The organism is Nostoc sp. JL34 (assembly GCF_017114945.1).
Lineage (GTDB): Bacteria > Cyanobacteriota > Cyanobacteriia > Cyanobacteriales > Nostocaceae > Nostoc.
In genome coordinates this window covers 13,069-36,833 of sequence record NZ_JABXKQ010000037.1, presented here as the reverse complement: position 1 = coordinate 36,833, position 23,765 = coordinate 13,069, and the positions used below count along the sequence as shown (strand labels likewise).

The window sequence follows — 23,765 nt, the reverse complement described above, 5'->3', positions numbered from 1 at the left end:
GTGTTAGGAGTGGTTAGGATAAGTAAACACAGCAAAATTTAAGTTTTGCTAACACGTGTGAACTTGTCTAAATCAGAGAAGCAGGTTAATCTTGCGTAAGCATCTCTGGTGAATGTGATCTTGGTCTATCGTTCGTTGTGATCTAAATCATTGACTAGTATCCAACTGAAAAATCGAGATCAGTTAAGCGCTAGTGATCATAGGAGGTCGTCTTTGAAACGAGCATTGAAAAAGAGAGTAAAAGCTGTGTTGAACAATAACCCCAGCAGCGATGATGCCCCGGTAGAACTGCTAAATGTGACGAATCCAAAAGTTAACCGCCGGGTGCGGACAAAAGCTGCCATGATTGGCTTGGCAATCTCTATGGGAGCAACCAGCCTTTTGGTGACTCGACAAAGCGATCAAGCCCAAGCAGCGGTGCCAGTAGGCAGCCAAAAGGCAACTTCAGCGATTCCTGCTGTTCCTGACACTGAGGTGAAATTTGCCTCCACAAAGCTGGAGTCCCAAGCAGTCTCATCAGCGAGCGTGCCGGAAAATCCTGTGATCGTGGAACCAACGGCTGTCTCCCAAGTGCCTGGGCTTGAAGCTAAATGGCAAGTTGCGGCAAGTGGGATGTCTTCGCAAGTTCCTGCATCAGAAACATTTTCCCAAGCAACAGCGGTTTATAAAAATTCCACCCACCTGAAGCCCCAAGTGGCACAGGGATTGAACAATACCTTAGCAGAAACTAGTTTCCCAACAGTCAATAATCTGTCTGACTATAGTGCTGATGGTGTTGGTAGTACAAATGCATCACTAACTGCCCAGCCACAAACAGTGGCAACGTCAACCGCAGCCAACAGTGAAATAAATGCACAACTTAAGGCGCAACAAGAGTTTGCACTGAATCGCTTACAAGAAAAATCGAACCGTTTAAGAAAGAGTCTGGCGGAGTTGCGGTCTGGGGAGACCAAAAATTTATCACAACCTGATATAGAGTTGGCGCAGCCCACAACTGTGGTTGAGAAGACTGTATTAGCCCAGTTGGACACTTCTGACGATGCAAGCAAAGCGAACCTGATATCGAAGTTAAAACAGAAGACACAGGCGAGTGCAATTGTACCAGTACCAGCAGTTACACCAACAGTTATTGCGTCCTCGACTCGAACAGCCTATGAAGTTAAGCCTGGAGATACACTAGCAGCGATCGCCAGCAGATACAATACTTCAGTATCAGAACTAGTTAAGGCAAATAACCTCAATAATCCAAATGAACTGCAAATTAGTCAAAAACTAGTTATTCCTGCTGTTCAAGTTGAGGCAAATGTTCCAGTTGAGGCAACTGTAGCGAGTAAGCCCACTTTCGTAGAGTCCAGTAAAACTCCCAAAGCAGCCACTTCTCCTCTGAATATTGGTAGTGCCAACTCATATCTACCTAGTTCACAATCACCAACTATTGCCGACAACAGTAGCGTTGCCGTCCCTACACCGGTAACTGTTAAGATTCAGGCAAATAGTGCGACCAACTCAGAAATAGCCCGCCCCACTGCGAAATATTATGGTGTCGGTGGTGATATTCCAGTGCCACAAGCTGCTGCCGAAATGCAACAGCCTAAAACACCAACAAATAGGGTAGCAAGGGTAAACAATAACAATAATGACCGTTTGCGGGGCTTACAAGCGGAAATCCAGAGGTTACAGCAGAAATATCGCGCTCAACAGTCTGGTAATTTAGTTGTGCCAGCAGCAGCGATCGAAGCTAATAATGCTGCGATGCTTACTCCTATTTCTACGCCTAATAACTTCACTGTACCCAACCCTGTATCTCGACCCAATAGTGTAGCGATACCAATTCCAGTTCCTACACCAATTCGGTCTAACTATAGCGTTCAGCCAATTAAGCCCCAATTCCGTACTACTGTACGCCCTACCGAGGCAGTAAACCCAGAGTTCTTGCCTAATTTAGGGTCTGCTAGTCAGTGGACTCCCTCTCGGACTCAATCGGCTACGAGGGTTGCAACGCCTTCTGGAAGAGTAAATGCCTCTGACTCTTTAGGAAAGATGCGGGGAACCACAGTTTCTCCACAGACAATGCCGCCTTTAGCAGCAGTGGATCAATATCTGCCCAGACCGATTGACGAACTTACACCTCCTCCATCTACTTCAACCTTGGCTTATATCTGGCCGACGAAGGGCACTCTCACTTCTGGCTTTGGTATGCGTTGGGGAAGACCGCACAAGGGAATTGATATTGCTAACTCCACTGGCACGCCAGTTGTTGCCTCAGCTGAGGGTACGATAGAAAAAGCTGGCTGGAACAGCGGTGGCTACGGCAACCTCGTCGAAATCCACCATCCTGATGGCAGCAGCACTCGCTATGCTCATAACAGCAAGATTCTGGTGCAACCGGGTCAGCAGGTACATCAAGGAGAAATAATTGCTTTAATGGGTACTACTGGTCACAGCACTGGTACACACTGCCACTTTGAAGTCCATCCACCAGGTAAGGGCGCTGTTAACCCAATAGCTTTCCTACCGCAACGCCTGTAATTCTTAGTTGTCTGTAACTAAATCATTGATTTGTTAGTTGAGGGAGGTAAACTCCCTCATTTGCTTTCTATGACCTCAACAGGGATGGAAGTTCTAACAAAATTGCAAAAGGGGCTGGTCTTGAGCAAATTTGTATGCTATATTAGTTAATGATTTGGAAAAACATGGCTCAGTAGCTCAGTTGGTTAGAGCACGGGACTCATAAGCCTGGGGTCGTTGGTTCAACTCCGACCTGAGCCACTTTAAAAGTACGATATTATAAGGGTTTCAGCTTCTGCACATTGGTGGTCATGGAAGCTGAATCTTTGTTTTAACTCTCCTTTGACTATCCAATGACTATCCAAAATAGTCAAAGGATTACCATGAAAGTTGGTATTGAAGTATCTAAAGGTTATCTTAGATTAAGATTTCCTAGAGCTTGATTTAATGGCAATCAGAAATACTTATCTCTGAATTTGGTTGACACCCCAGAGAACAGAGTGGCTGCTGAGATTCAGGCACGACGAATAGAGTTAGATATCCTAGCTGGCTATTTTGACCCTACCCTTGCCAAATACAAAGCTGACCACACCGCTACCCCTAAGAAACAAAAGGTATACAGCCTACTTGATTTATGGGAAAAGTATACTCAGTTTAAAAATGGTCAAGTACAGGAATCAACTCTTGTCCGTGACTACTCATTAATAGAGAAGCGCATCAGAGGATTACCTACTGCTGATATTAATCAAGCAGTGATGGTAAGGGATCATTTACTGAGTACTTATTCTGCTGAAACAGCCAAGCGCACTCTTAAACAAATGAATGCCTGCTGTAATTGGGCTGCCCTATCTAAGCTAATAGAAAGTAATCCCTTCAAAGATTTAGCTAAAAGTATTAAGACCAAAAGAAAAGATAGCACTATACTCACTTTTAACAGAGAGGAAATAAATACTATTATTGATGCTTTTATTAGCAATAAATATTGTCCTAAGTATTCACCACTGCCTCATTCATATTATGTCAATTATGTTCGTCTATTATTTCTCTCAGGCTGTAGACCTGAAGAAGCTGTGGCATTGAAGTGGAAACATATTACTGCTACACACATTACTTTTGCAGAAGCTGTACCTTCTGATGTCCGAATTAGGAAAGATACAAAAACTCATCAAATTAGATTATTTCCTATCAATAATCAATTGAGAGAGATTTTGAATAATATTGGGTATGGGCAAGCTGAGAAATTACTATTTTGTAACCGCAATGGTAGAGAGCTAAATACTCATAATTTTCTAAATAGAGTGTGGAAACCTATATTAACTAAATTAGTGAATGATGATCTAATTAGGTATTATCTACCTCAATATCACTGTCGCCATACTTTTATTACCTTATCTCTGGAGGCAGGTATTAGTGTTAAGCAAGTAGCCTCATGGGTGGGTAATTCTCCTGAAGTAATATACAAGCATTATTCAGGAATAATCCAACAACTTGAAGTGCCAGAAATATTTTAAAAATAAACCAAATACAAGGAGTCCCTATGGATAATAAGGCTTTCGTAGATTTGCTTTCTCAATTACCAGAAGGTGCTGAGATTAATTTTTTTGGAACTGTTGTTAAAAGAATGGACAATGCAATCTGGCAACGTTTATTTGATGTTAGTGAAGAATATAAAATAAAAGATAATGAACCTGTAGAAGATAAAGAGGAAACTTAGGGGCTTACAATATGCCACTTAAACCTAGCCTTTCTTTAGTAACTCACTGTAAGAGAGAATTTAAGAAAGACTAGGTTAACCTAGCTGGGGGTGCTTATTCTATATGTAGCCGCACTAAAGTTAACGTTCAACCATCCTTAAGAAATGGGCCGTACCCTCTGGTGATTTACACAGTTAAACTGCAACTCATCTGCAGATGGGAGTTACCCTGTGTGACTAGTAAGTTGGTACATTATAGCCTTCAAAAATAGGAATGACTAGAGTGACAAAGTTAAATCTGTAACCTATACTGAAGCCAGCATGTGCTTGCTTAACCATTAGGTCAAACATTCAGTAACTGTATTTGCAAAAGGCTCTTAGGGGTACAACTAGCGGATACATTCAATAAGTCAAACTCAGATGAAAGGCTCTTAAGAGTACTGCTAGTCTGAGATGTAGGCTATTGGTTACTGAATAGGATTAGCCTGATGATGTGGCATTCCCTAAGTTTAATAATCTAGTTTCTTAATAAATTCTTATTAGCCCCACACTAGGAGTAAGGATTCTATAACCTTATTTTTTTGGAAAATCATGCAAGAAAAAATTCATCCATCTTTCTACCTTTTTATTGTAATAATAATGTGGTACACAGGCTGCACTAAAATTCAGGATTTGACCAGAAATAAAGTTATAAATCCTTCCACAAACTTACCTGAATACACTCAAAAACAGAATTTAACTTGGGAAACTCCAACAATTGGGTTTATATTTGTTGGTATGGTAGGACTCAGTGCCTTTTTCTTGACAGGAATGAAAGATTAAAATAATACCCTAATTAATCTATATAGTGCTGCGATCGCACTACAGATTCCTTGATTTATGGGGGCCTGAACCAAGTCTGCTGATTTATATTTCTACAGGTGCGATCGCTTATGAAGTGAGCTAAGGCAAGGGTAATTTCAGTACATATACATCTCTTCAGTTAAAGTTGACACTAGAGTAATTTCAGCATACAACTTAAGTATATTAATACACCCAGGTAAATAAGATGTCTGAAGGCAATCCTGATCAAGAGATACCATTTGATATAGCAATCAAAGAATTTATTGAAGATTCTAAAAAAGAGATAAGGTCTAATTACTTAAAGGGTCAGAATAGTGCAGGAGCGTGGTTTAGAGGTCAAGATGATAAAAAACCTTTTGAATTGCAAATACAGTTAATTACTAAAGACTTATTTACCCATTATGGTAAAAATATAGACTGGATACAAAAGTGGGTTTCCTCAATGGAAGTAGCTGCTGCTTTTGCAAATAAAACAGGAAGAGTTGATGATGTTACTTTTATAGTAGATGATTGGGAAACTTACTATAAAAATTCAAATTGATTACCTGTATGTGCGATCGCATTAAGCCTGACCTTAATTCAACCATCAAGCAAGTATAAATGTGCTACCTCAGCAAAATGGCTATAAAGCTTACCTAGTATAGGTTACAGAGGTTGCTATAGCTAACTAGCCATACTATACACTCTAGATATCTTATCTTCCCCTCGCTACCTCTATATCTCCTTATATTCCTATACCTAACTTCCTATGCTAAGTAAAAAAAAATATCCCCTGCCCTCGCCCTTTTCAACCGTCAGGTTACTATCAATGTGCTACCTCAGTAAAACGCTTGAAACCTTTATATGGTATGCCTTTCAGCCATCACCTTAGCCAACTAGCCATACTCTATATATTAAGTTATCTCTATCTCTATTCCTCATCCATATCCCCCAATATCTTCTCCTATTCCTACCCTTCCTATATTTCTTTTTTTTTCAGTAAAAAAACAAAATAGGGCGGCGAAGCTTAAGTTCAACCACCCCTTATTTGCCCGTAGAGGCTTATAGTAATCTTCAGTCTAATTTAACAGAATTCCTTTTCTTCAAGCAAAGCGTAATCCTCCAACCCACTTTCTCTCGAAGCATAGTCCATAGCTGCCTGTGGTATGACTCCTATAGTCACTAGCCCATCATGCTGATTTGAAAGAACCTTATATCCATAATGTTGGCTAACCCAAGTTAAATGGTGAATGTATGCTGCCTCCCCTCCTTGTAAAAGGAAAGCAGATAATCTACTCTTTAGCTTGTTCAGGGTAGTCCATTCACCCTTTTCATTTTTATATGAACTAAGGTCAAAGGTTCCTCCAGCTCTGTTATATATTATTTGCTTACCACCAGGGCAAATAGAAACTAAAGGTACGTGAGTTTTAATCAACCAATCCTGCCAGTCATCAATATTAATTTTGAGTTCAGCTACCTCATTGTGAAATTTATTATAGAATTCCATTGCTAAGAATATATCCCCATTTGCCTCTTCAAGTAATGCAGCAATGATAGCTTCAGTAGGTCCTACTTCAACTTCTTTACCTTTTCTGATTACCTTCGTTGATTCAAACCTAGTACTACTAGTTTGTTTAGTAATCCTTGCTGCCATAACTAAAGCCATGAAGCACTCTTTCCATCGATCCTTTGAAATACCAACCCTGTCAGCATAAACCTGCTTATCTTGCCTTAGGTACCTGTCTAACCAGTTGGTACTAATACCAGCATACTTAAACCATTGGATTAAACCGTATACTTGGCTAGATTTCAAATCATAGTTTCTGATGTTAGGAATATTAGAGAAGCCTACCTTCTTCATTTCTCTTGGACAAGCTTGCATCCCACCCTTTTCAGTTAACCGACCAGAGTTTTGTGGGTCCTTGAATACAACATTGTAGGTTATAAGCCCATCAGTTAATTCTTCTTTGATGTTGTTCATAATATTTGTGTAGCAGTAGTTAGCAATAGCATATAGTTTTCTAGCTTTTTGTAAATTATCAGCACCAAAGTCAGGGTCTAAATCAGCTTCTAATTTACCTATATACTTCTCAAGGGCTACTTGATTTACTGGGCAGCTTTCAATAATAGACATAGCATCAAGAACTAATTTAGGAAAAGAATGTTTATTCTCATCAACTTTTCTATATCTCTGTACTACCTTCATAGCAGTACCCTTCATTAAATTATAGTATTTAGCATTCTTATAATCTGATAATGTTTTAGGGGACTGAGTAGAAATAATATCTAGAATCTCAGGGCAGATTCTATACTCAGTGCATTGGTTATCTCTCCTTGAGTAGGTTTGAGTTAGTATAACTCCTTCAGCCACTTCTATTTCACCTATTACCTTGACCTCTATTAAACCAGCATTTAATAATCCTTTTAAATCTACCTTAGCCCTCTTCCAATGCTTCCTAATTAGTGTGGAAGGCAGAGGAACCCAACCTTCTTCTTTCTGTAGGTATGAGTGCATGGTTCCATCAAGGATGTGAATAAAAGCTTGATATGTAGGTTGATTGTAATCTTGTAGTAAGGTATCAATAAATAATTTAACTTTCTCTGTGCTTCTAAAGGTATTGATTATATGTGCAGACATATTCAGTTGTATATTAATTTTTTATATAAGTTAAAATCTAAGTTTTAGTTTTCTTGGAAATAAAGGAGAGAGAAATAGTCATCCCTCCCTTTGTTATTTATCTATTAGGCGGCTTTAGACATAGAAGTAACAATATGACCAGCAGCTTTTAACTTTTTAATAATAAGGCTAACACCTTCAGTATTGACTAAAGGTACATTATATACATCCCCATTATGAGGATTAAGTTTACGCACCACATTAAAGCAATGAATATATTCAGCATAAGGTAAGTTACTTTTTTCTATAAGAACTTTTTGAGCATTAAGGAATTTAAATAGCTTTATAGGTCCCATATTCTTTACACCAAGAATTTTAGATAGCTCACCTACTTTAATATCTTTACCTTGCTCACAAAGTAAATTATATTCTTCAACCTTAGGCTGCATCTCCTTTACTTTCTCATCAGCAGCAGCTAGAAGGAGTTTAGTAGCCTCTACTTCCTTAAGAGTATTCAAGTATGCTTCTACAGATTCAATCAGGGTAAGAGACATTTTAGGAGCAGTTGATTCTCTTGCTATTCTGAATGCCTTTACTAAGTTAACTTTCGCTCGTCGAACCTGAGGGGTATTATGGCTATAAGTTAAAGATAAGTAAGAGTGGTCTTCAGTTAAGTAAAGAAATTCAGAGTAACTAGAAGTTCCTTTAACCCCTTCGGTGTGAACGGCGAGGTTGCCAAACTCTTCAAAGTCAGTTTTATAAGTTCTAATTGTTTCTTTAAATGACTTATGTGTAATACCAAGTTCAGCAGCAATAAGTCTAGAGTCAACTACAAAAGTGGAATCAATTGTTTGAATAGTAATATTTGACATATAATTAAATAATAGTAATTTTGTATAAGTTTTAATTTAAACCACCCTTTTAATAAGAGTGGTTTTTCTATTTAATAGAGGAGCTTACTTTAAAGATAGCCTCATCTTCTGCCGCCTCTTTCAATGTAGTAGGAAGAAAGGAATGATTATTATAGTAGATAGCTAAGTAATCATTAACAGCCTTCCTTAAAATATCAGCTCTATCTAAACCCTGATGGTTAGCTACAATCTCTAGCTTCTCATTGTGACCTTGGAATAATCTAATTGAAGTAATCTTATCTAGTTTCATAATATTTAGTAATTTTTGTATTCCTTCTATATCTATTATATTCTGCTTAATAATAAATGGCCATAGCTAAAGTTGTATTAATTGAGCAGTTTAAATAATTTAGTTAACTTAAAATTGAGCCGCCTCAATCAATACTATATAGAGAGAAGAACACTAATACATATTCACCTATCCCTAAAACCATAAGAGAACTTCAGCAGTAGTATATACACCTTTAGAAACTGTAATAGCCTAATAACTGTAGGAAGTTATTTAAATTTAAGTCTCCTAACTGAAGCCTTTGGACAAGTTTTATTAGTAGAGAGCAGTTAATTTGCCTTAATTGAAGGAATATTTTTAACGATATTTAAGTCAAGTTCAATTTAGTGAAGAAAAGTTGCAGCATCCTGCGTATAGTTTTCTTCAACTATCAGGTGCGTAAAGTGTAGCAATCTTAATTAAGAAAGCTGTATTAAATAGTTCTGTATCCGTAAAAAGAAGTGTCCTGAAAGGACTTATGAACTCCCTTACTGAAGCTTTTAAATAGTTAAGGTAGCTACAAATAAGGCTTCTAAACTTAGGGATACTGTACAATGAGGACTCCTGAAAGGGGGTCCGAAACTAATCTATATTCACCCATACATACTATCCATACCACCACTATATATACCCACCCTCTCATACCCCTTGGTATACACAGTAGCAGTACCCCATACCACACCACAGATGTATATACTTATACAACATAACTAAACAATAGTTAACAGCAGAGTATGTACGGCGTACAGTCTACAGCAGTGTATGGTAGTAGCACCCACTACACTACCCACTGAGGTACTACACACCACTGTACTAGTGAGCAGTGAGTAAGTGAGAGTGATGTGTACTAGATGTAACTACACTACATACCTATCCACTGAAGCATGTGAGAGTAGTAAGAGATAGAGTAATCTTTACACTGAAGCGTTCTTATAGTGCGATCGCAACATACACCTTCACTGAAGCATTCTTAAATCTTAAGAATTGTCCGTAACTTAGTCTTAATTGATTGTTATATACACACTTTACTCATCTATGAAAAGTAATAGCAAAGATACTACTAACAACATATATGTAGTGAATGTAGTAGAGTAGCCTAACATCAGTGTGTTATCTATTGCTGTTGAGAGCAGTCTTCTAACCTTCTTACTGAAGCATTTAAAATGAATAAATTTAGGGAGTGGTAGCTCATAATTGTGGAGCCAAAGATAGGGGTATTTATATGTAATAAAAATAAAGACTGCCGGGGGTGGGGGAGCCTTTTCTGTGTACTCCCAGTTTCACATATAATTTTAACCATACTAATATCTATTTTTACATATTACTTTTATCCTACTTTTAATAGAGTTAAGATAGTAATATAAATACATTAATAATATTATTTTTAAATGGCTACAAAACAAGAATTATCAGATGCCTATAAAGGTGTTAATCCCGCGAGTGGTAGGGAGTTGCCTATAAGGTTAGTTCAGTTAGTAGTAGAGCAGCTTAAGTCATTCTTACTAGGAGATGGCTTTGAAAAAAAGATTAAGTTCTTAGCAACCAACTCTGACCAACAAGCTGAATTAGATACTAAATTAAATGAGTTAAAATTATATTCATTATTGAATGATCTGTATTTAGATGTACCCTTATATGGAGAAAGCTTCATTGACATATCCAATGGTGTATTAAGACATATTAAATCCTTAGATGTAACAGAAATAAAAGTAGATCCTGCTGATCCTCTTAAAGTTGTTTACTTAAAAGAGCAAAGGGAATTCTACATTGCCAGTGAAAACAATTACAAGACTATTGAGGTTGAACATTACTTAGGAGTTAATAATACTGCCCAAAGTGAAAGTGATTTAGATTTGCTTAATCTTCCTGACTATAAATACTTTGTAAAAGTAGGAAATAGTGATCCTGTTGAGATGGGCGATCGCCTTCCAATAGTGAGGGTAGTAGATTCGCTAAATGGTAAAGAAGCTAAATCTCCAGTAGAAAGATTAATACACTTACAGCTTGAATACAATGATATTCGTAGCAGGATTAACTTAAATGGTAAACATCAAAAACCTCAGTTATATACAATAGGTACATCTGCCCCTGCAATTATTGGACGCACCAATGGTAGTAGACCTGAAGCAATTGATTCATCTACTGGGAGTGCTGAGTTCCAGACAGCTTTTACAAATGATGCTGCTAGTATTCTACATTTACCTATTAGTGCTGCTGCTGCTGAGTCAGGTATCACTCCTAAAATTGGTTATCTACAACCAGTTGATTCTTCATACCTTGAAAGACAAAGATTAATTATCCTTCAAGATATTTATTCTTTATGTGGAGTAATGGTACTTGAGTTACAAAATGCAAGATCAGCTAGTAGTTCCTCCTCCCTCTCAGTCCTTTATGAACCATTACAACGGTCAACTTTAAATAGGGCTAGTTATTTAATAGCTGCTATTTCTTCTATATTTGAACAACTAGGGATTACTATTACTTATCGAGTAGAACTTCCTGATGTGATGCCAAGGAATTTAGAAGATCAAAAGTTGCAAGTTGAAGCAGTAAAGAATAAATTGATTTCTAGAAAACGTTATCTAATTCAGGTAGAAGGATTATCAGAAGAAGAAGCAATTAAGGAACTTGAACAATTAGATAATGAGAAGGGATTAAATATTCAATTCTCTGCTGCTCTAGTTGATTCAAAAGACGCACCTAATGCAGATGATGGTACGTTATTCTCTGATAAAGCAATTAACAATCCTGGACTAAAATCTAATATAATAGATGAAGAAGCTCCAGTAAATACAAATTCAATTAACCCAGATAATACAATTAATAATAATCAATAATTATGGCATTCCCAATTAAGAAAGCTGCACCTGCTAAAGTTGACCCTAAGCAAAAAGAAAAAGATAAATTAGCTAAAGAGAAAGCAGCTAAAGTTCCAGCTAATAAAATGGCTCCTGGTAAAGTTAAAAAATAATTCAAAGTATGAGTGATACTCAAGATACTGTACAAGAAAATATTGTCTCTGAAGAACTGGATCTAGGTTTAGAAGTAGCTGCACCTGTTATTGATTATGAAATAGCCATAGCTAAAACCAAACCTGACTTTCAGAGAATGGTAAAGCTTCTAGGAATCCAGCCTTCTGGTAGTACTCAAGAAGAAGTTGAGACAGACATCCTTGCGAAACAAACAGCTTATGAAACAGATTTAAAAACTAATTTGGTTCCTAAGATTCAAACAGCTTTACAAGGATTAACTTCTAAGACAGCAGGTAAATCTAATAGCAATATTTCTCCTAAGCCTGGTGTTGCAGTAAATTCTCAGTCTGACAAAATAGAACGTAAACTTAAAGCCTGGAAAGGTTATTAATCCCCTAATTATTTATAAAGAAAATTATGTTAAATGTAGCTTACAACGTAGTACTATACCGCTTCATTTCTTCTGCTAACTTAGATGGTTCAATTGTTAACCTAGTTGCGGCAGTTGATATTGCAGAAGGTTCAGTAGTTTCTGTTAACTCTTCTGGTTTAGCTATCCTTGCAACCGCTTCTACTATTCCTGTTGGAGTAGCTAGACATTCTCGTAAAGCTGGTACAACTGTTGCAGTTGAAGGTAATTGCATTATTGAAAACAAAGGTACCTCCTTGGCTCTTACACCTGGCACAGCAGTATTTGCTGGAGCTGCGGGTATTGTAGCTGGTACAGGAACCAATAAAGTTGGTGTTGCTCTTACTGCAAATAAGATTAAAATCTCTCTTTAATATTATTAATTAAACTATTTAAAAATATATGACTTATAACACTACCTATTTTGGTGAATTAAATTCAAATGATGCTGAATTAATCACGGTTGACAACATCAGTGTTGTTTCTATTCTGCGTGAACTAGACCAAGATTTGCAGTTCTATACTGATATGAACTCAAGGTTCTTTGGTCCTTTAGTTGAGAATGTTTCTACTCCTCAAAAAGTTGTAAAAGTTTATGATGGAGAAGATTTAGAAAGTTATACAGAAGCAGCTAGACCTACTTCTAGAGAAACGATCTATGATTATGTGCAAGAGATTCCTTACTCTGAATTTTTCACAGCTTTGACTCTTACCAAAAGAGCTGTACAATTGATGACTTCAGAAGAAGTTGCAGCTTATGTGCAATCTAAATTGACCAGCTTCCAAAAGTCTAGGTTCTCTTCTCTGCGTCAAGCTCTGTTTAGCAACACTAACAGAGTAATTATTGATTCTACTAATAAGTATCAAACTACCAGCTTACCTTTTTATAACAGTGATACAAGCACAGCTTCTCCTGCTATTAATGGTTATACATTCCAAGCTGGAGACTTGCAACATTACAACGCTGTAGCTTCTGCTGGTAGCCCTACTCCTACTGAAATACGCACTAAGCTAATTGACAAAGTTCGCCATCATGGTTTCCGTAAACTTGAAATTTGGGTATCAGATTATGATTACTCACTTGAAAGTTTGACAGGATTTATACCTTCTGAAAATCAACTTGGTCGTAACCTGCAAATTAATACTGCTGGTGCTTCTGGTGAAACTCAACGCCAACTATCTCCTTTTGAAGGTTTGGTAGGTTTTGTTAGTAATGTGCCAGTAGTCAAAACTCCTATAGTTCCAGTTGGATATGCAGTTTGCATAGGCGCAGACGGCGGAGCTAATCGCACACCTTTACTTAGCCGTCAACCTGCTGTAGCTTCACTAGCTGGATTGCAGACTGATGTTAAGAGCACATTTGCGCTGGAAAACACGATCATGTCTGAAGGTTGGGGATTTGCTCCTAACCATCGTGGTGCTGCTGCTGTACTTCAATTGAATGCTACTTCCTACACAGCTCCTACTGTTTAGTATTGGATTAATTAAGGGGGTTATTAATATCCCCTTATAAATAATATTTAAGGAACAAATGGCTAATCCTTTACATAAAAATAAAGTAATTCAATTTATAAAAAGATATCCAAACTCAGAAGATTTTATATTAACAACAGGTAACACTCCATTATCAAATGGTAATACCACTACTAGTTTTACTCCTGGTTGTTCAGTAGGGTTATCAAATCAAGCAGGTAATCCAGCTAACTTTAATGACTTAATAGATATGTGGGTAGCTGGAGGATTAGTTAGAAATAATATTAATCCTTTTGGTTTAATGAGATTATGGGCTGCTACTTATAGAACTTATTACCACTGGTGTAAATCTGTTAAAAGACCTTATTCAAATCCATTAAGTTCTACAGTTGTAACCAAAAATAAATTATTAGGCACTGATGAGTACCAAGTAAAATTTACTGGTAATTTAAACTCTGGGACTATAGATGGTAGTACATTAACTGGAGCTTTTACTCAAGGTAAATATGACTCAGCTACTCCAGACCCAGGAATTAAAAGAGTTTCTACAGCAGGTAGTACTAGAGAAGTATCATTACTTCCTTACATCCCTACAGTTTTATTTGATGTAGCTGATGTATCTGCAAACTTGCTTGCTAGCTTACCAGTAGGTAGTATAGCTGCTTTATATGGAGGACCTATTAAATGTGAACTATTATTTGATAGTGCTGTAGATATAGATTCAGTTTTGATACCTCCTCCTTATGCAACAGCAGATCCTGCTACACCTGAAGCTGGTTTATTTAATTGGTTCTATCCTAGTAATTTTAAGATACGTTCTTCTTATGATGGAATTAATTATACTTCATCCTTTGAATATAACAAAATCATTACAGCTTTAAATCAATTAGTTCAGACAGCTACAGGACCTAATAAGTTTTATGACTGGAGACAAATAGGTACATCTGGTTCTGGTATTGGTACAGTTACTAATCCTAGTTTTGTAACAGCTTTAAATAATATTTCAAATTATTGCTCTTCTACTTATTCAGGTTTATTAGGAGCTTATATACCAAATAATGCTCAAGCTAATATTGATACTTATTTTACTAATGATTCTCCTTTTCCTACTAAAGTAAAATCAATTGATTTTAAATCTTCTAGTTATGATTTAAGTTCATTTGTAATTAGTAAAGCTCTAAAAGGACATGAAGTAGAAGTAATAACTATTTATAAAAGTGGTGTTCCTAAAACTTGTATTGTAAAAACTTGGTTCTTTCAAAATAATATTAGTAGATATACTGTTGGTACTTTGATGAATCTAATACCTTTACAGTATAGAACAAATGCTCTTGCTCCTTTAAATTATGGATACTTTGAAGTAATAGACATAAGTTCTAGTGGAGGAGGAGTAATTTGTTATGGTACTTGTGAATCTCCTATATCAATGAAAGGAATTAGGTCTTTAGAAATAACTTCAGGTGTAGTAGATAACACAATTTTAAGACCTTACATTGTTGGTTTTCCTTATGTTAAAGGGACAATCAAATCTATTGTTACTCAATTAAATAATGGAGTAAGTGTAAATAATAATTATACCCCTACTTATACTGATGCCTATTGGACTACTTATTCTCCTGAAGCATTTGATATTGGTAATGTAACTTTCTCAGATACTGTAGCTAGTTCTGCTTTTGGACTAGTAAACTTTACTGGAACCAATGTAGATAAATGGAAGTTAATGCCTTATACATTACCTTCTAGTGGAATATTTTTAGAAAGCCAAATTAAATCTAGTGCAGCTACAGTTAGAGAAGTACCTGTTGATTTTAATTACCTTGAAGATTATATAAATAATAAGATAATTCCTTTACCTACTTCTGCTGAATTAATTCAATTCAAAACAGAAGCTGATACTAGAGGATTAGATGTAGTTGTATATTATTTTAGAATTAAGTTTAGTGCATTTCTTAAAGAGTTAATTGATTATTGTAAATCTACCTGCTTAAAGTTTTGGCAGTATTCTAATAATATTAGATCAGTTACTAACTTTGAAACTTATACAGTTGATGCACTACAGTTTGATAATTCTACTCTCCCTATAGAAAATGTAATAGCTTCTGGTGTTAAGACTTATGAAATTATTACTAGTGGAAATTTTGATATAGAAAGTAATCTTCCTGCTGGTAGACTTTGGTTTCTTTCAGGTGGAGATTCAAGCAGAATAGATATAGATATTGCAGTCCTTCAACAACTTTTAGATATAGCAGGTATAACAGTATGAGTTTAATTACATCCATTGAACATTATGAGTTAATGGCAAGGAGGAATTCTTTATCACATTTAATATCTCAGTTTAGTGGAATACTAGCTGTTGATTACAAAGGTAATATTACTTCTGGTATTAACTATTTTATTGATGATGCTGCTGTTAGATTTAAAGAAGTAGAGAATTCTTCTAATGGTCCTAGAGTAATTCAAAAAACTCAGAGAGCTTGGGCTTTACCTGGTTATCTATTAGAGGGTATTAAACGCCCTCAGATTAGCCCAGGAATAGAATTACCAACTCTACCTACAGGTTCTGTTTCTACCACCCCTGCTGACGTTCTACTAGTTACTACAATACCTTATTACTGGTATCCTCAAGTTCCTAATGGGAATAAACTTAATTCTTATGAGTTGAGATTTGATATACCTTTTTTAGATTTAAAGAATAATAGACAATTATTTAAAGTAGGACAGAATAGTATTTTAGAAGAGGGAGTATTAGTTATACAACTTTCTGCTCAACCTGCTTCTGCTACTACTATTTCTTCTCTTAATGGAAATTTTGATTTTAATTTTACATAACTAATGGATGACTTAAACTCAGGCTTACTTAAAATTAATTTAAGTCCAGATATTATAGATAACCTTTATACCATAATATATGGAAATGTTGAAAAGAAAGATGCTTCAGTATATGGTAACTATGCTCTACTAAAAAACTATAAAGCTAATTATCTTTTATATAATAATAGTATAGGTTTATTTGGAATAGCTGTTGTTTCTGATAAGACGACAAAAGTTATTAATTATATTGATAATCTATTAAAGCAATTAAAAAGTGACCCTGAGTTTTGGTCAAAGTTAGCAGTAGCTATTAGAAAAGAAAAAAGAATATTTACTACTAAAATTATAAAAGGTTATACAACTACAGAAGATGGTGATTTAATAACTGCCATTACTACTAAAATTTTACCTAATCAAGATTATAGAGTTTACGATATTAACGCTACTGATTCTGCTACAGGTACTACTCTGTTTGCAACTCAAGAAGTTAATAATATTAGAAGAGGTACTAGAACAGGAAGTCTTATTTATAAGACTGTCTTAGTTGGATATTTAGACCCTACTAGTCTTGGTGGTATTGATGCAGCTATTGCCTATTCTGATTTAATAGTAGATGAAGAAGAAGGTACAGTTAGTGAAAAGATTAGTTTTAAATTAATTAGTAATAAAGAAAAGAATAAAGAATTACTAAAAAGAAATGGATACTATTTTAAATCAGATTTAAAGTTATTACTTAAACCTGATTTTTTATCTAAAACTTTTAAAGGCGGATTGTATATGAATGTAGAAAAGGTTGGCTACAAATTAATGGCTAACTTTCAAGATACTATTTAGTTATATATGAATATTAATATTTATGGCTACATCAATTAGTTGGGATTTATTTGAAAGCACTTATCTTAGACCTCAGATATCTGATGTATATGGTGCTCAATATGATGAGGATACTTTAAAGAAAACTACATCTGCTTCTATAGTTGATTTAGTTAGTAAAGGATTAGTAGACATAGGCCCTTTACCTAGTACTACTGTAATACCTGCAACTGCTCAAATAACTTATTTAAATCCTAGTCAAGTTACTATAGGAAATAAATTCTCTTTTACTTATAATAATACTTCTATTTCTTTTACAGCTACTGCTGCAACTGTTGGAAATGTAACTTCAAACTTAACTAGTTTAATAAATGCAAACTCTACTTTTAATACTAAGTTTACAGCTTATGACGATTCTACCAGAATAAGATTAGTAGGAACTAACTTAGGAGAATCACAAGAATTTTATACATTAGCTGAAAGAGATTTAGGTACTGGTAATCCTGTATTAGAATTAATTATTAATAATGAAGCCACTGACTCTGAATTATTAGTAACTGATTTAACAATACTAACTGCTGATCATGCAGATGCTTTTACTACTTTAGCTGCTGGAGTTAAATACTTTTTAGTATCTGACCCTGTAGTTAAATTACAAACTGCTGCTGGTTTAGATATTCAAAAGAATGAAGCATTAACGACTGCTTGTAAAGCAAACTATGAGACATTAATTCTTGCTTATTTAAGGATACATATTCTTAATGAGATAACTGCTTCTGCTTTTTGGAAAGAAAAGTTACAAGTTTCTTCTACCCAAACTGCTAATACATCTGGACAATTAACATTAGCAGAAAGACTTGCAATTATTGAAGCTGAAAAGAATGCTAAGTTAGAAGAGATTGCTAGAGAAGAAGATAAAGCTTTAGCTATAGGCGATCAGAAGAGATTATCTTCTATTGAATTAAAGCAAGTTGATAAAGCTTATGAACTAGAAAATAAAGCTGCTCTTATTGAAAGAACTGCAACTAATGGAGCATGGACTTCAGCAGGACAGTTTACTATTAGCTACTTAGATTACTATGCAACTGATTTAGAAGATACTGTATCTTTAATTGTTAAAGATTTTACTAACTCAGATTATGGTATTCCTTCTATATTACAAACAGGTAATTATGAAGCTTCAATACCAGTTATTAACTATAAGAGATTAGATATTTCAATAGTAGCTTCTGCTAATATTACTTTCAAATTACAAGAACTTGTAGGTATTGAATGGGAAGATGTCAGCCTAGAATTAACAGATAATGCAATAGTAAAAAGCTATTCTTTAGTTAATACTTCTCTTATAAAAATAGTAATTACTGGTTTAGAAGCTAATACTGAACTTGTACTATCTGGACAATTACATAGTAACTAATATGAATAATGGAATATCTGTAATATGGAGGTTGCTTTTTAATGGCAATAGAAATTACTCCTGATAAAGTTACTAATGACACTATTTCCGTAAATGGTTTATCAGTAATATGGGCAGGAAATTGGTTAAATACAAAAACATATAGAAAGAATCAAGCTGTTAGTTATTTAGGTTCTTCTTATAGGGCAAATAAAACTACAACTCAAACACCTTCCTCATATAGTGTTGATTGGGATGTGTTAGCTTTAGGTTCAAATGACACAGTTGATACATCTGAAAAAGATATATATTTTACTTATGCAGATGTAACTTCAAGATTAATTTACACTACAGGTATCAATGAAATAATTTTAACTGTAACTGTAGTTATATTAATACCTTTTAATGGAACAGGAGCTTCTATTTCAATAGGAGATTCAACAGTAACAGATAGGTTGGCTAACAATACCCAGATTTACCTTAATGAAGTAGGAGAATATTCTATCAATCCTACTTACAAATACACTTCAGCTACCCCTATTAACTTAATAATAACTCCTGGTGCTGGAGCTACTCAAGGTAGTGGATACATTATAATTGAAAGTAAATAATAATAAAATTAATTAATAAATATTATGGCTCAGATTTTAGATTTAAAAGGAACTTCTATTTCTTCACTGCAAATTGAAAAAGCAGGTGTAAGACTAAAAAATAGTACTGGTGATTTACAAGTTAAAAACTCTGGTGATTCTGCTTTTACTAAAGTTACAGCATCTCAGTTTGAATCAACTAATGATATTGGTTTAGTAATTAATTCAGATGCAGCAGGTAGTGCAGCAGATTGGAAGATTACAGTAGCTAGACCTTCCTCAGGTATGACGGCTAATTACACTTTGACTTTACCTACTAGTGCTGGTTCACCTTCTCAAGTACTTACTACTGATGGTAGTGGTAATACAAGTTGGACAACTTCTTCAGGTGGTACTGCTAATGGTCAATTAGTTGACACAACCTCTTTAGCCTTTAACAGTGCTTCTTCTGTATCAATGTTTACTCTACCTGCTAACGCAATTGTTCAGAGAGTTGAAGTTATTATTGATACACCTTGGGCTACTGGAACTGCTACAATGACAGTAGGAGTTTCAGGTACTACTGCTAAATATGCAGGTAGCAACCTAATTGATTTATATGGAACAGCTAAAGATATTTATGTATCTACTCCTGGTGAAACTGCTAATGGTTCTGCTGAGTCTTTAATCATTACTTATGCTGCTTCTACTTCTTCTGCTGGTGCTGCAAGAGTCCTAGTTTATTACAGCAATCCTGGTTAATAATAAATTCTATTATGTGAGATTAACATCAGGGTAATTAAAAATTATCCTGATGACTTTTTTATAAATAAAAGATAACTAAAATATATGGCTTCTTATTTTGATTTAAAAGGTACAACAATTGATTCATTTAAAATAGGTAAAGCTGGACCTACTTTAAATAGAAGTGGCTCAAGTATTATTAAATTAAATGGTACTGAACAATTAGCTACGGAAAACACTTTACACCCAGGTTACAGGGCTAATAGTTGGTATAATGATACTATTTTATTTGATGCCTATAGTGCTGTAACTACTACAACTGCTATTAACACTATAAGTTATTTTCTTTTTCAAATTCCTAGAACTGTAAATATAGTAAGATTTGCTTTTAATCAAGGTACTACTGCCACTGGGGGTTTTAGAATTGGCATTTATAGTAATAACTATAGTACCGCTCTACCTGACATTTTATTAGCTAGTAGTACAGAAATAAATGCAACTGGTACAGGAGAAAAAGGATTTGATACTAATATTAGTCTTACACCAGGATGGTATTGGAAGGCTATAAATGGAAATGTAGCTCCAAGTCTTTCTTGTGAAAATGCATATCCTGCTTATAATTATTATCTATCTAATTCAACTTTTTCTACTAGTATTGTTCAATATGGGTTAAGAAATAATTTGACTTATGCTAATAGTACTTTACCTACTAATGCCCCCGTAGATGGACTTAGTAATATAACGTTTGGTGTTCCAATTATGTTCTTTAAAACTGCTACTTAAAAAGTATGTTTATATCTATTCAACAACAAACAAAAAATGATTTATTTATATATTTATTTAAATTCTACTTTCAATATCTATGGAGTTTAGTAAATGGAAACCCAAATACAAAAATCCACTTCTCAACCTGGTATAGAGAAATTAAATAAAATAATAGAAACTCAAAAAATTAATAAAGCTGATATCCAAGAGGATATTTATGAAATAGGTAAAAACTCAGTTACTAGTAATGCTTTAACTGTCTTAATTACTTTATCAATTGTAGGAGTAGGGATATTCTTTTTAGGTAAAAAAATAAGTCAGGTTATAGGTAAACATATAGTACCTGAATTAAGGTCTTATTTGTCTACTCAAGAAAAGTTTATCAAAGCTATTAATTCTAATTCAGAAGATATTAAAAAAAATCTTATAGTAATAGAAACTGATGCAAGTGAAGCTCATAATAAAATAATTACTAAATTAGAAACAATTGAGCTAGATGTCAAAGAAATTAAAATAATTATAGGCAATAAGTAAAGGTATAATTATCCTATTTATGCTAAATCTCGATATGATATCCTTTAATTATGTAAGTATTTGGAGGATATCTTTTGTCATCATATAAAGAAAGTGCAGTATATAAACATAGATATTTATCAGGTAAAAGAGAGGAACCAGTTAGATGTTCTGTTATTAAAAAAGATGGCACACAATGTAAAAATAAAGTAATGCTTGGCTATAAGTGTTGTGCATCTCATGGAGGTAAAGCAGCTAAAGCTAAGATTACACATGGTTTAAATTCTAAATTAATTAAATATGAAAATATGAGAGCTATTAAATCACTAACAAGTAAAGAAAAGAAGGAACTATTAGCTACTGACTATAATAAAGAAAGCTTACTAGATAATAGTTTAATGCTTACTGATGCCATGATTAGCAGATTAATTGAGCATCAGTCTGAAATAATAGAAAGATATAACACTGCTGTTGAATTATTATCTGGTTCTAAAAGAAGAGAACCACGGGAACTAGAAGTTTTAACTAATAATATTAACGGACTAAGTAAAGCTATAACTGATATATCTAAAGTTATTCAAGTCCATCAAGCTCAGATTAATTCCACCTTAAAGACTAGAAAAGAATTACGTGATAGAAATGAGAATGAAGCTATCCTTAAATCTTTATATGACCAGATAAGTGTTGACCCTGTAATGTTAATTCAAGATATGGTTAGAGGTTATTTGTCTGCTAATCCTGAAGCTAAGTTAGATGACTTATTAGCTCTCAAACCTGCTGATATAGAAGTTGAATATGAATTAGGGGATGATGACTAATGAGTGCTATCCCATCAGATTTAGAAGGTATATTAAAGTCAGAAACATTAAGACAACAATTCTTAGCTGGAGCAAATGATCCTGTGTTATTTGTTAAATACTTTTTAGGGGAAAAGGTAAACTTATATTTAAATGAAGTTGAGCGTTTACATCCTGAAACAGGTGAGACAGTTAAAGGGCACCCTAAACAAAGACAATGGTTAAGGCAAGCTGTTAATGCTCAAGAAGGAATATTAAAAGCAGGTAGTAGAAGTGGTAAGACTTTTGTTACTGCTCTTATGCATTTATGGTTTTTATTTTATAGAAAGCGCCCTACTACTTCTGTCTTCTATGGTGACTATAGTAAAAGGTTTCAATCTATTAACTGTGCGCCCTCTCTGAAGCAAGCAAAGTTAGTAAAGGATGAAATAATCAACCTAGTTAATGATAGCCCCTTCCTGACCAGCATAGGCTTCATTAAGCACATCTCTGATGGACAGCAACCTTTTATAGAAACTTGTTTAAATAGTATTATTTGGTTTCAAGCTACTGTTCAAAGAGGAAGATTCATTCTAGGTTTCTATTTAGATATAGCCACTTTAGATGAGTCTGCTTCTGAGTATGCCTTAGAACATTTACGTATGAAAATACTTAATGTCAGAGGAACTGAAGTTAGTGGGCGTAAGTACTTTATCTCTACCCCTCAAGGAGAAGGGGAATCTGCAGGGCAGGGAGCTATTTATTTTAGAAAGCTATGGGCAGAGTTTAAAGAGCGCAAACTTAAAAAAGATAATTCAGTTGTGATCGCAGAGTTTTCTCAGTTTGATAACCCTGTCAATCCCCCTGAAACTATCCAAGCCAACATGGTCAATATGACCCAGGCTCAGATCAGGGAAGAGGTATATGGTAAGTTTGCCAACTATGGTTCTACATTCTTTGCTGGTAATTGGCTTGATATTGCTGTTGAAAAAGGAGAGAGGCATACTTGCTTCTTCCCTTATGATGACCCAGTTACAGGCTTCTGTTTACCTGAACATGGTACTCATCCTGACTATCCTTATCTCCCTAAAGGAGGACCAACTTCACAATTCTTTACTGGAGTTGATGTAGCTGGTTGTACTAATGGTGACTCAACTGTACTTACTACTCTTCAATATATTGATAGAGAATTAAGAATAGTAGCTTTTGAAAGAATTAGTAAGACTCCACTATTTCAACAAGATGGCACTATTGAAAGAATTAGAAGAAGGTTAAACCAATTCCCTGGTGAACTTTATTATGATGCGACAGCCCTAGCTGGTCAGTACCTGAAAGAGGCTATAGAGAAGGAGCTTACACCTGAAGAGATATTAATGTGTACCCCAATCAATTCAACTAAGAAGCCAGCTAAAAATAATAAACATAACCATAAAACTTTTATGCTGTCTAACTTGGCAGGGATTGTAGAGAGAGGTAAACTTGTAATTCCTTATGATGAGTTAGACCGTCTGAAGCAACTTAAAACTGAAATGAGATTTTATAAATTGGATGATCGAGGTTTACCTACAGATACAGTTATGAGCTTGGCTTTAGCTAGCTATGCTTGGAAGAGAAGAGAGAGTAATAATACCTATTACGATCAAGAGGAAGCAGCAGACTATTTAATGGATAGAGTTGCTTAAGCTAAGTAGACAAAAAGGAAGGA

23 protein-coding genes and 1 tRNA gene are annotated in these 23,765 nt (G+C 34.9%); 21 read left to right on the top strand and 3 right to left on the bottom strand.

The window, feature by feature from the left end:
• The first annotated feature begins 246 nt into the window (after positions 1-246).
• The 6 genes from HWQ44_RS06250 (at position 247) to HWQ44_RS06225 (ending at position 5,585) form a co-directional block, all read left to right on the top strand.
• Positions 247-2,529: a peptidoglycan DD-metalloendopeptidase family protein gene (locus tag HWQ44_RS06250; protein WP_292716340.1), complete on the top strand. Its 2,283-nt coding sequence runs from the start codon at positions 247-249 to the stop codon at positions 2,527-2,529.
• A 166-nt stretch (positions 2,530-2,695) separates the two neighbouring features.
• A tRNA-Met gene (locus tag HWQ44_RS06245) sits at positions 2,696-2,769 on the top strand.
• A gap of 239 nt (positions 2,770-3,008) precedes the next feature.
• Complete coding sequence (locus HWQ44_RS06240; RefSeq protein ID WP_292716337.1) at positions 3,009-4,019, top strand: tyrosine-type recombinase/integrase; 1,011 nt, start codon at positions 3,009-3,011, stop codon at positions 4,017-4,019.
• A 26-nt stretch (positions 4,020-4,045) separates the two neighbouring features.
• Positions 4,046-4,222 carry a hypothetical protein gene (locus tag HWQ44_RS06235; RefSeq protein WP_292716335.1) on the top strand — a complete coding sequence of 59 codons (177 nt, stop codon included), beginning with the start codon at positions 4,046-4,048 and terminating at the stop codon, positions 4,220-4,222.
• Positions 4,223-4,792: 570 nt separating this feature from the next.
• Positions 4,793-5,023: a hypothetical protein gene (locus HWQ44_RS06230; protein ID WP_292716332.1), complete on the top strand. Its 231-nt coding sequence runs from the start codon at positions 4,793-4,795 to the stop codon at positions 5,021-5,023.
• A gap of 226 nt (positions 5,024-5,249) precedes the next feature.
• Positions 5,250-5,585 (top strand): hypothetical protein, encoded by a 336-nt coding sequence (locus HWQ44_RS06225; protein ID WP_292716329.1) that lies wholly within the window; start codon positions 5,250-5,252, stop codon positions 5,583-5,585.
• A gap of 522 nt (positions 5,586-6,107) precedes the next feature.
• Here the strand turns inward: HWQ44_RS06225 and HWQ44_RS06220 are convergent.
• The 3 genes from HWQ44_RS06220 to HWQ44_RS06210 all read right to left on the bottom strand — a co-directional run bounded on the left by HWQ44_RS06220 (position 6,108) and on the right by HWQ44_RS06210 (position 8,801).
• Positions 6,108-7,661 carry a hypothetical protein gene (locus tag HWQ44_RS06220; protein ID WP_292716326.1) on the bottom strand — a complete coding sequence of 518 codons (1,554 nt, stop codon included), beginning with the start codon at positions 7,659-7,661 and terminating at the stop codon, positions 6,108-6,110.
• Positions 7,662-7,765: 104 nt separating this feature from the next.
• Complete coding sequence (locus HWQ44_RS06215) at positions 7,766-8,512, bottom strand: phage antirepressor KilAC domain-containing protein (protein WP_292716324.1); 747 nt, start codon at positions 8,510-8,512, stop codon at positions 7,766-7,768.
• Between the two features lie 67 nt (positions 8,513-8,579).
• On the bottom strand, positions 8,580-8,801 hold the full coding sequence (locus HWQ44_RS06210; protein ID WP_292716321.1) for a hypothetical protein: 222 nt from the start codon (positions 8,799-8,801) through the stop codon (positions 8,580-8,582).
• Between the two features lie 1,406 nt (positions 8,802-10,207).
• On the opposite strand from HWQ44_RS06210, the gene HWQ44_RS06205 reads away from it, so the two are divergent.
• The 15 genes from HWQ44_RS06205 (at position 10,208) to HWQ44_RS06135 (ending at position 23,742) form a co-directional block, all read left to right on the top strand.
• Positions 10,208-11,656 (top strand): hypothetical protein, encoded by a 1,449-nt coding sequence (locus tag HWQ44_RS06205; RefSeq protein WP_292716318.1) that lies wholly within the window; start codon positions 10,208-10,210, stop codon positions 11,654-11,656.
• 2 nt (positions 11,657-11,658) lie between these two features.
• A complete protein-coding gene (locus HWQ44_RS06200; protein ID WP_292716315.1) occupies positions 11,659-11,790 on the top strand; it encodes a hypothetical protein in 132 nt (43 codons plus the stop codon).
• 8 nt (positions 11,791-11,798) lie between these two features.
• Positions 11,799-12,182 (top strand): hypothetical protein, encoded by a 384-nt coding sequence (locus HWQ44_RS06195; RefSeq protein WP_292716312.1) that lies wholly within the window; start codon positions 11,799-11,801, stop codon positions 12,180-12,182.
• Between the two features lie 26 nt (positions 12,183-12,208).
• Positions 12,209-12,574, top strand: a complete 366-nt coding sequence (locus tag HWQ44_RS06190) for a hypothetical protein (RefSeq protein ID WP_292716310.1) — start codon at positions 12,209-12,211, stop codon at positions 12,572-12,574.
• Positions 12,575-12,602: 28 nt separating this feature from the next.
• Positions 12,603-13,673: a hypothetical protein gene (locus tag HWQ44_RS06185; RefSeq protein ID WP_292716307.1), complete on the top strand. Its 1,071-nt coding sequence runs from the start codon at positions 12,603-12,605 to the stop codon at positions 13,671-13,673.
• A gap of 58 nt (positions 13,674-13,731) precedes the next feature.
• The gene (locus HWQ44_RS06180; protein ID WP_292716304.1) at positions 13,732-15,936 is read left to right on the top strand and encodes a hypothetical protein; all 2,205 of its coding nucleotides are present in this window, start codon (positions 13,732-13,734) and stop codon (positions 15,934-15,936) included.
• Positions 15,933-16,502, top strand: a complete 570-nt coding sequence (locus HWQ44_RS06175) for a hypothetical protein (protein WP_292716302.1) — start codon at positions 15,933-15,935, stop codon at positions 16,500-16,502. The genes HWQ44_RS06180 and HWQ44_RS06175 overlap by 4 nt, the downstream gene beginning before the upstream one ends.
• 3 nt (positions 16,503-16,505) lie before the next feature.
• A complete protein-coding gene (locus HWQ44_RS06170; protein WP_292716300.1) occupies positions 16,506-17,318 on the top strand; it encodes a hypothetical protein in 813 nt (270 codons plus the stop codon).
• A gap of 22 nt (positions 17,319-17,340) precedes the next feature.
• Positions 17,341-18,714, top strand: a complete 1,374-nt coding sequence (locus tag HWQ44_RS06165) for a hypothetical protein (RefSeq protein ID WP_292716298.1) — start codon at positions 17,341-17,343, stop codon at positions 18,712-18,714.
• 41 nt (positions 18,715-18,755) lie between these two features.
• A complete protein-coding gene (locus tag HWQ44_RS06160; RefSeq protein WP_292716295.1) occupies positions 18,756-19,304 on the top strand; it encodes a hypothetical protein in 549 nt (182 codons plus the stop codon).
• A 24-nt stretch (positions 19,305-19,328) separates the two neighbouring features.
• On the top strand, positions 19,329-20,024 hold the full coding sequence (locus tag HWQ44_RS06155) for a hypothetical protein (protein ID WP_292716292.1): 696 nt from the start codon (positions 19,329-19,331) through the stop codon (positions 20,022-20,024).
• A gap of 87 nt (positions 20,025-20,111) precedes the next feature.
• Entirely contained in the window at positions 20,112-20,789 is a 678-nt protein-coding gene (locus HWQ44_RS06150) for a hypothetical protein (protein ID WP_292716289.1), read from the top strand.
• A 93-nt stretch (positions 20,790-20,882) separates the two neighbouring features.
• On the top strand, positions 20,883-21,305 hold the full coding sequence (locus tag HWQ44_RS06145; protein WP_292716287.1) for a hypothetical protein: 423 nt from the start codon (positions 20,883-20,885) through the stop codon (positions 21,303-21,305).
• A 74-nt stretch (positions 21,306-21,379) separates the two neighbouring features.
• Entirely contained in the window at positions 21,380-22,102 is a 723-nt protein-coding gene (locus tag HWQ44_RS06140; RefSeq protein WP_292716284.1) for a hypothetical protein, read from the top strand.
• A complete protein-coding gene (locus HWQ44_RS06135; protein ID WP_292716281.1) occupies positions 22,102-23,742 on the top strand; it encodes a hypothetical protein in 1,641 nt (546 codons plus the stop codon). The genes HWQ44_RS06140 and HWQ44_RS06135 overlap by 1 nt, the downstream gene beginning before the upstream one ends.
• Positions 23,743-23,765: the final 23 nt, after the last annotated feature.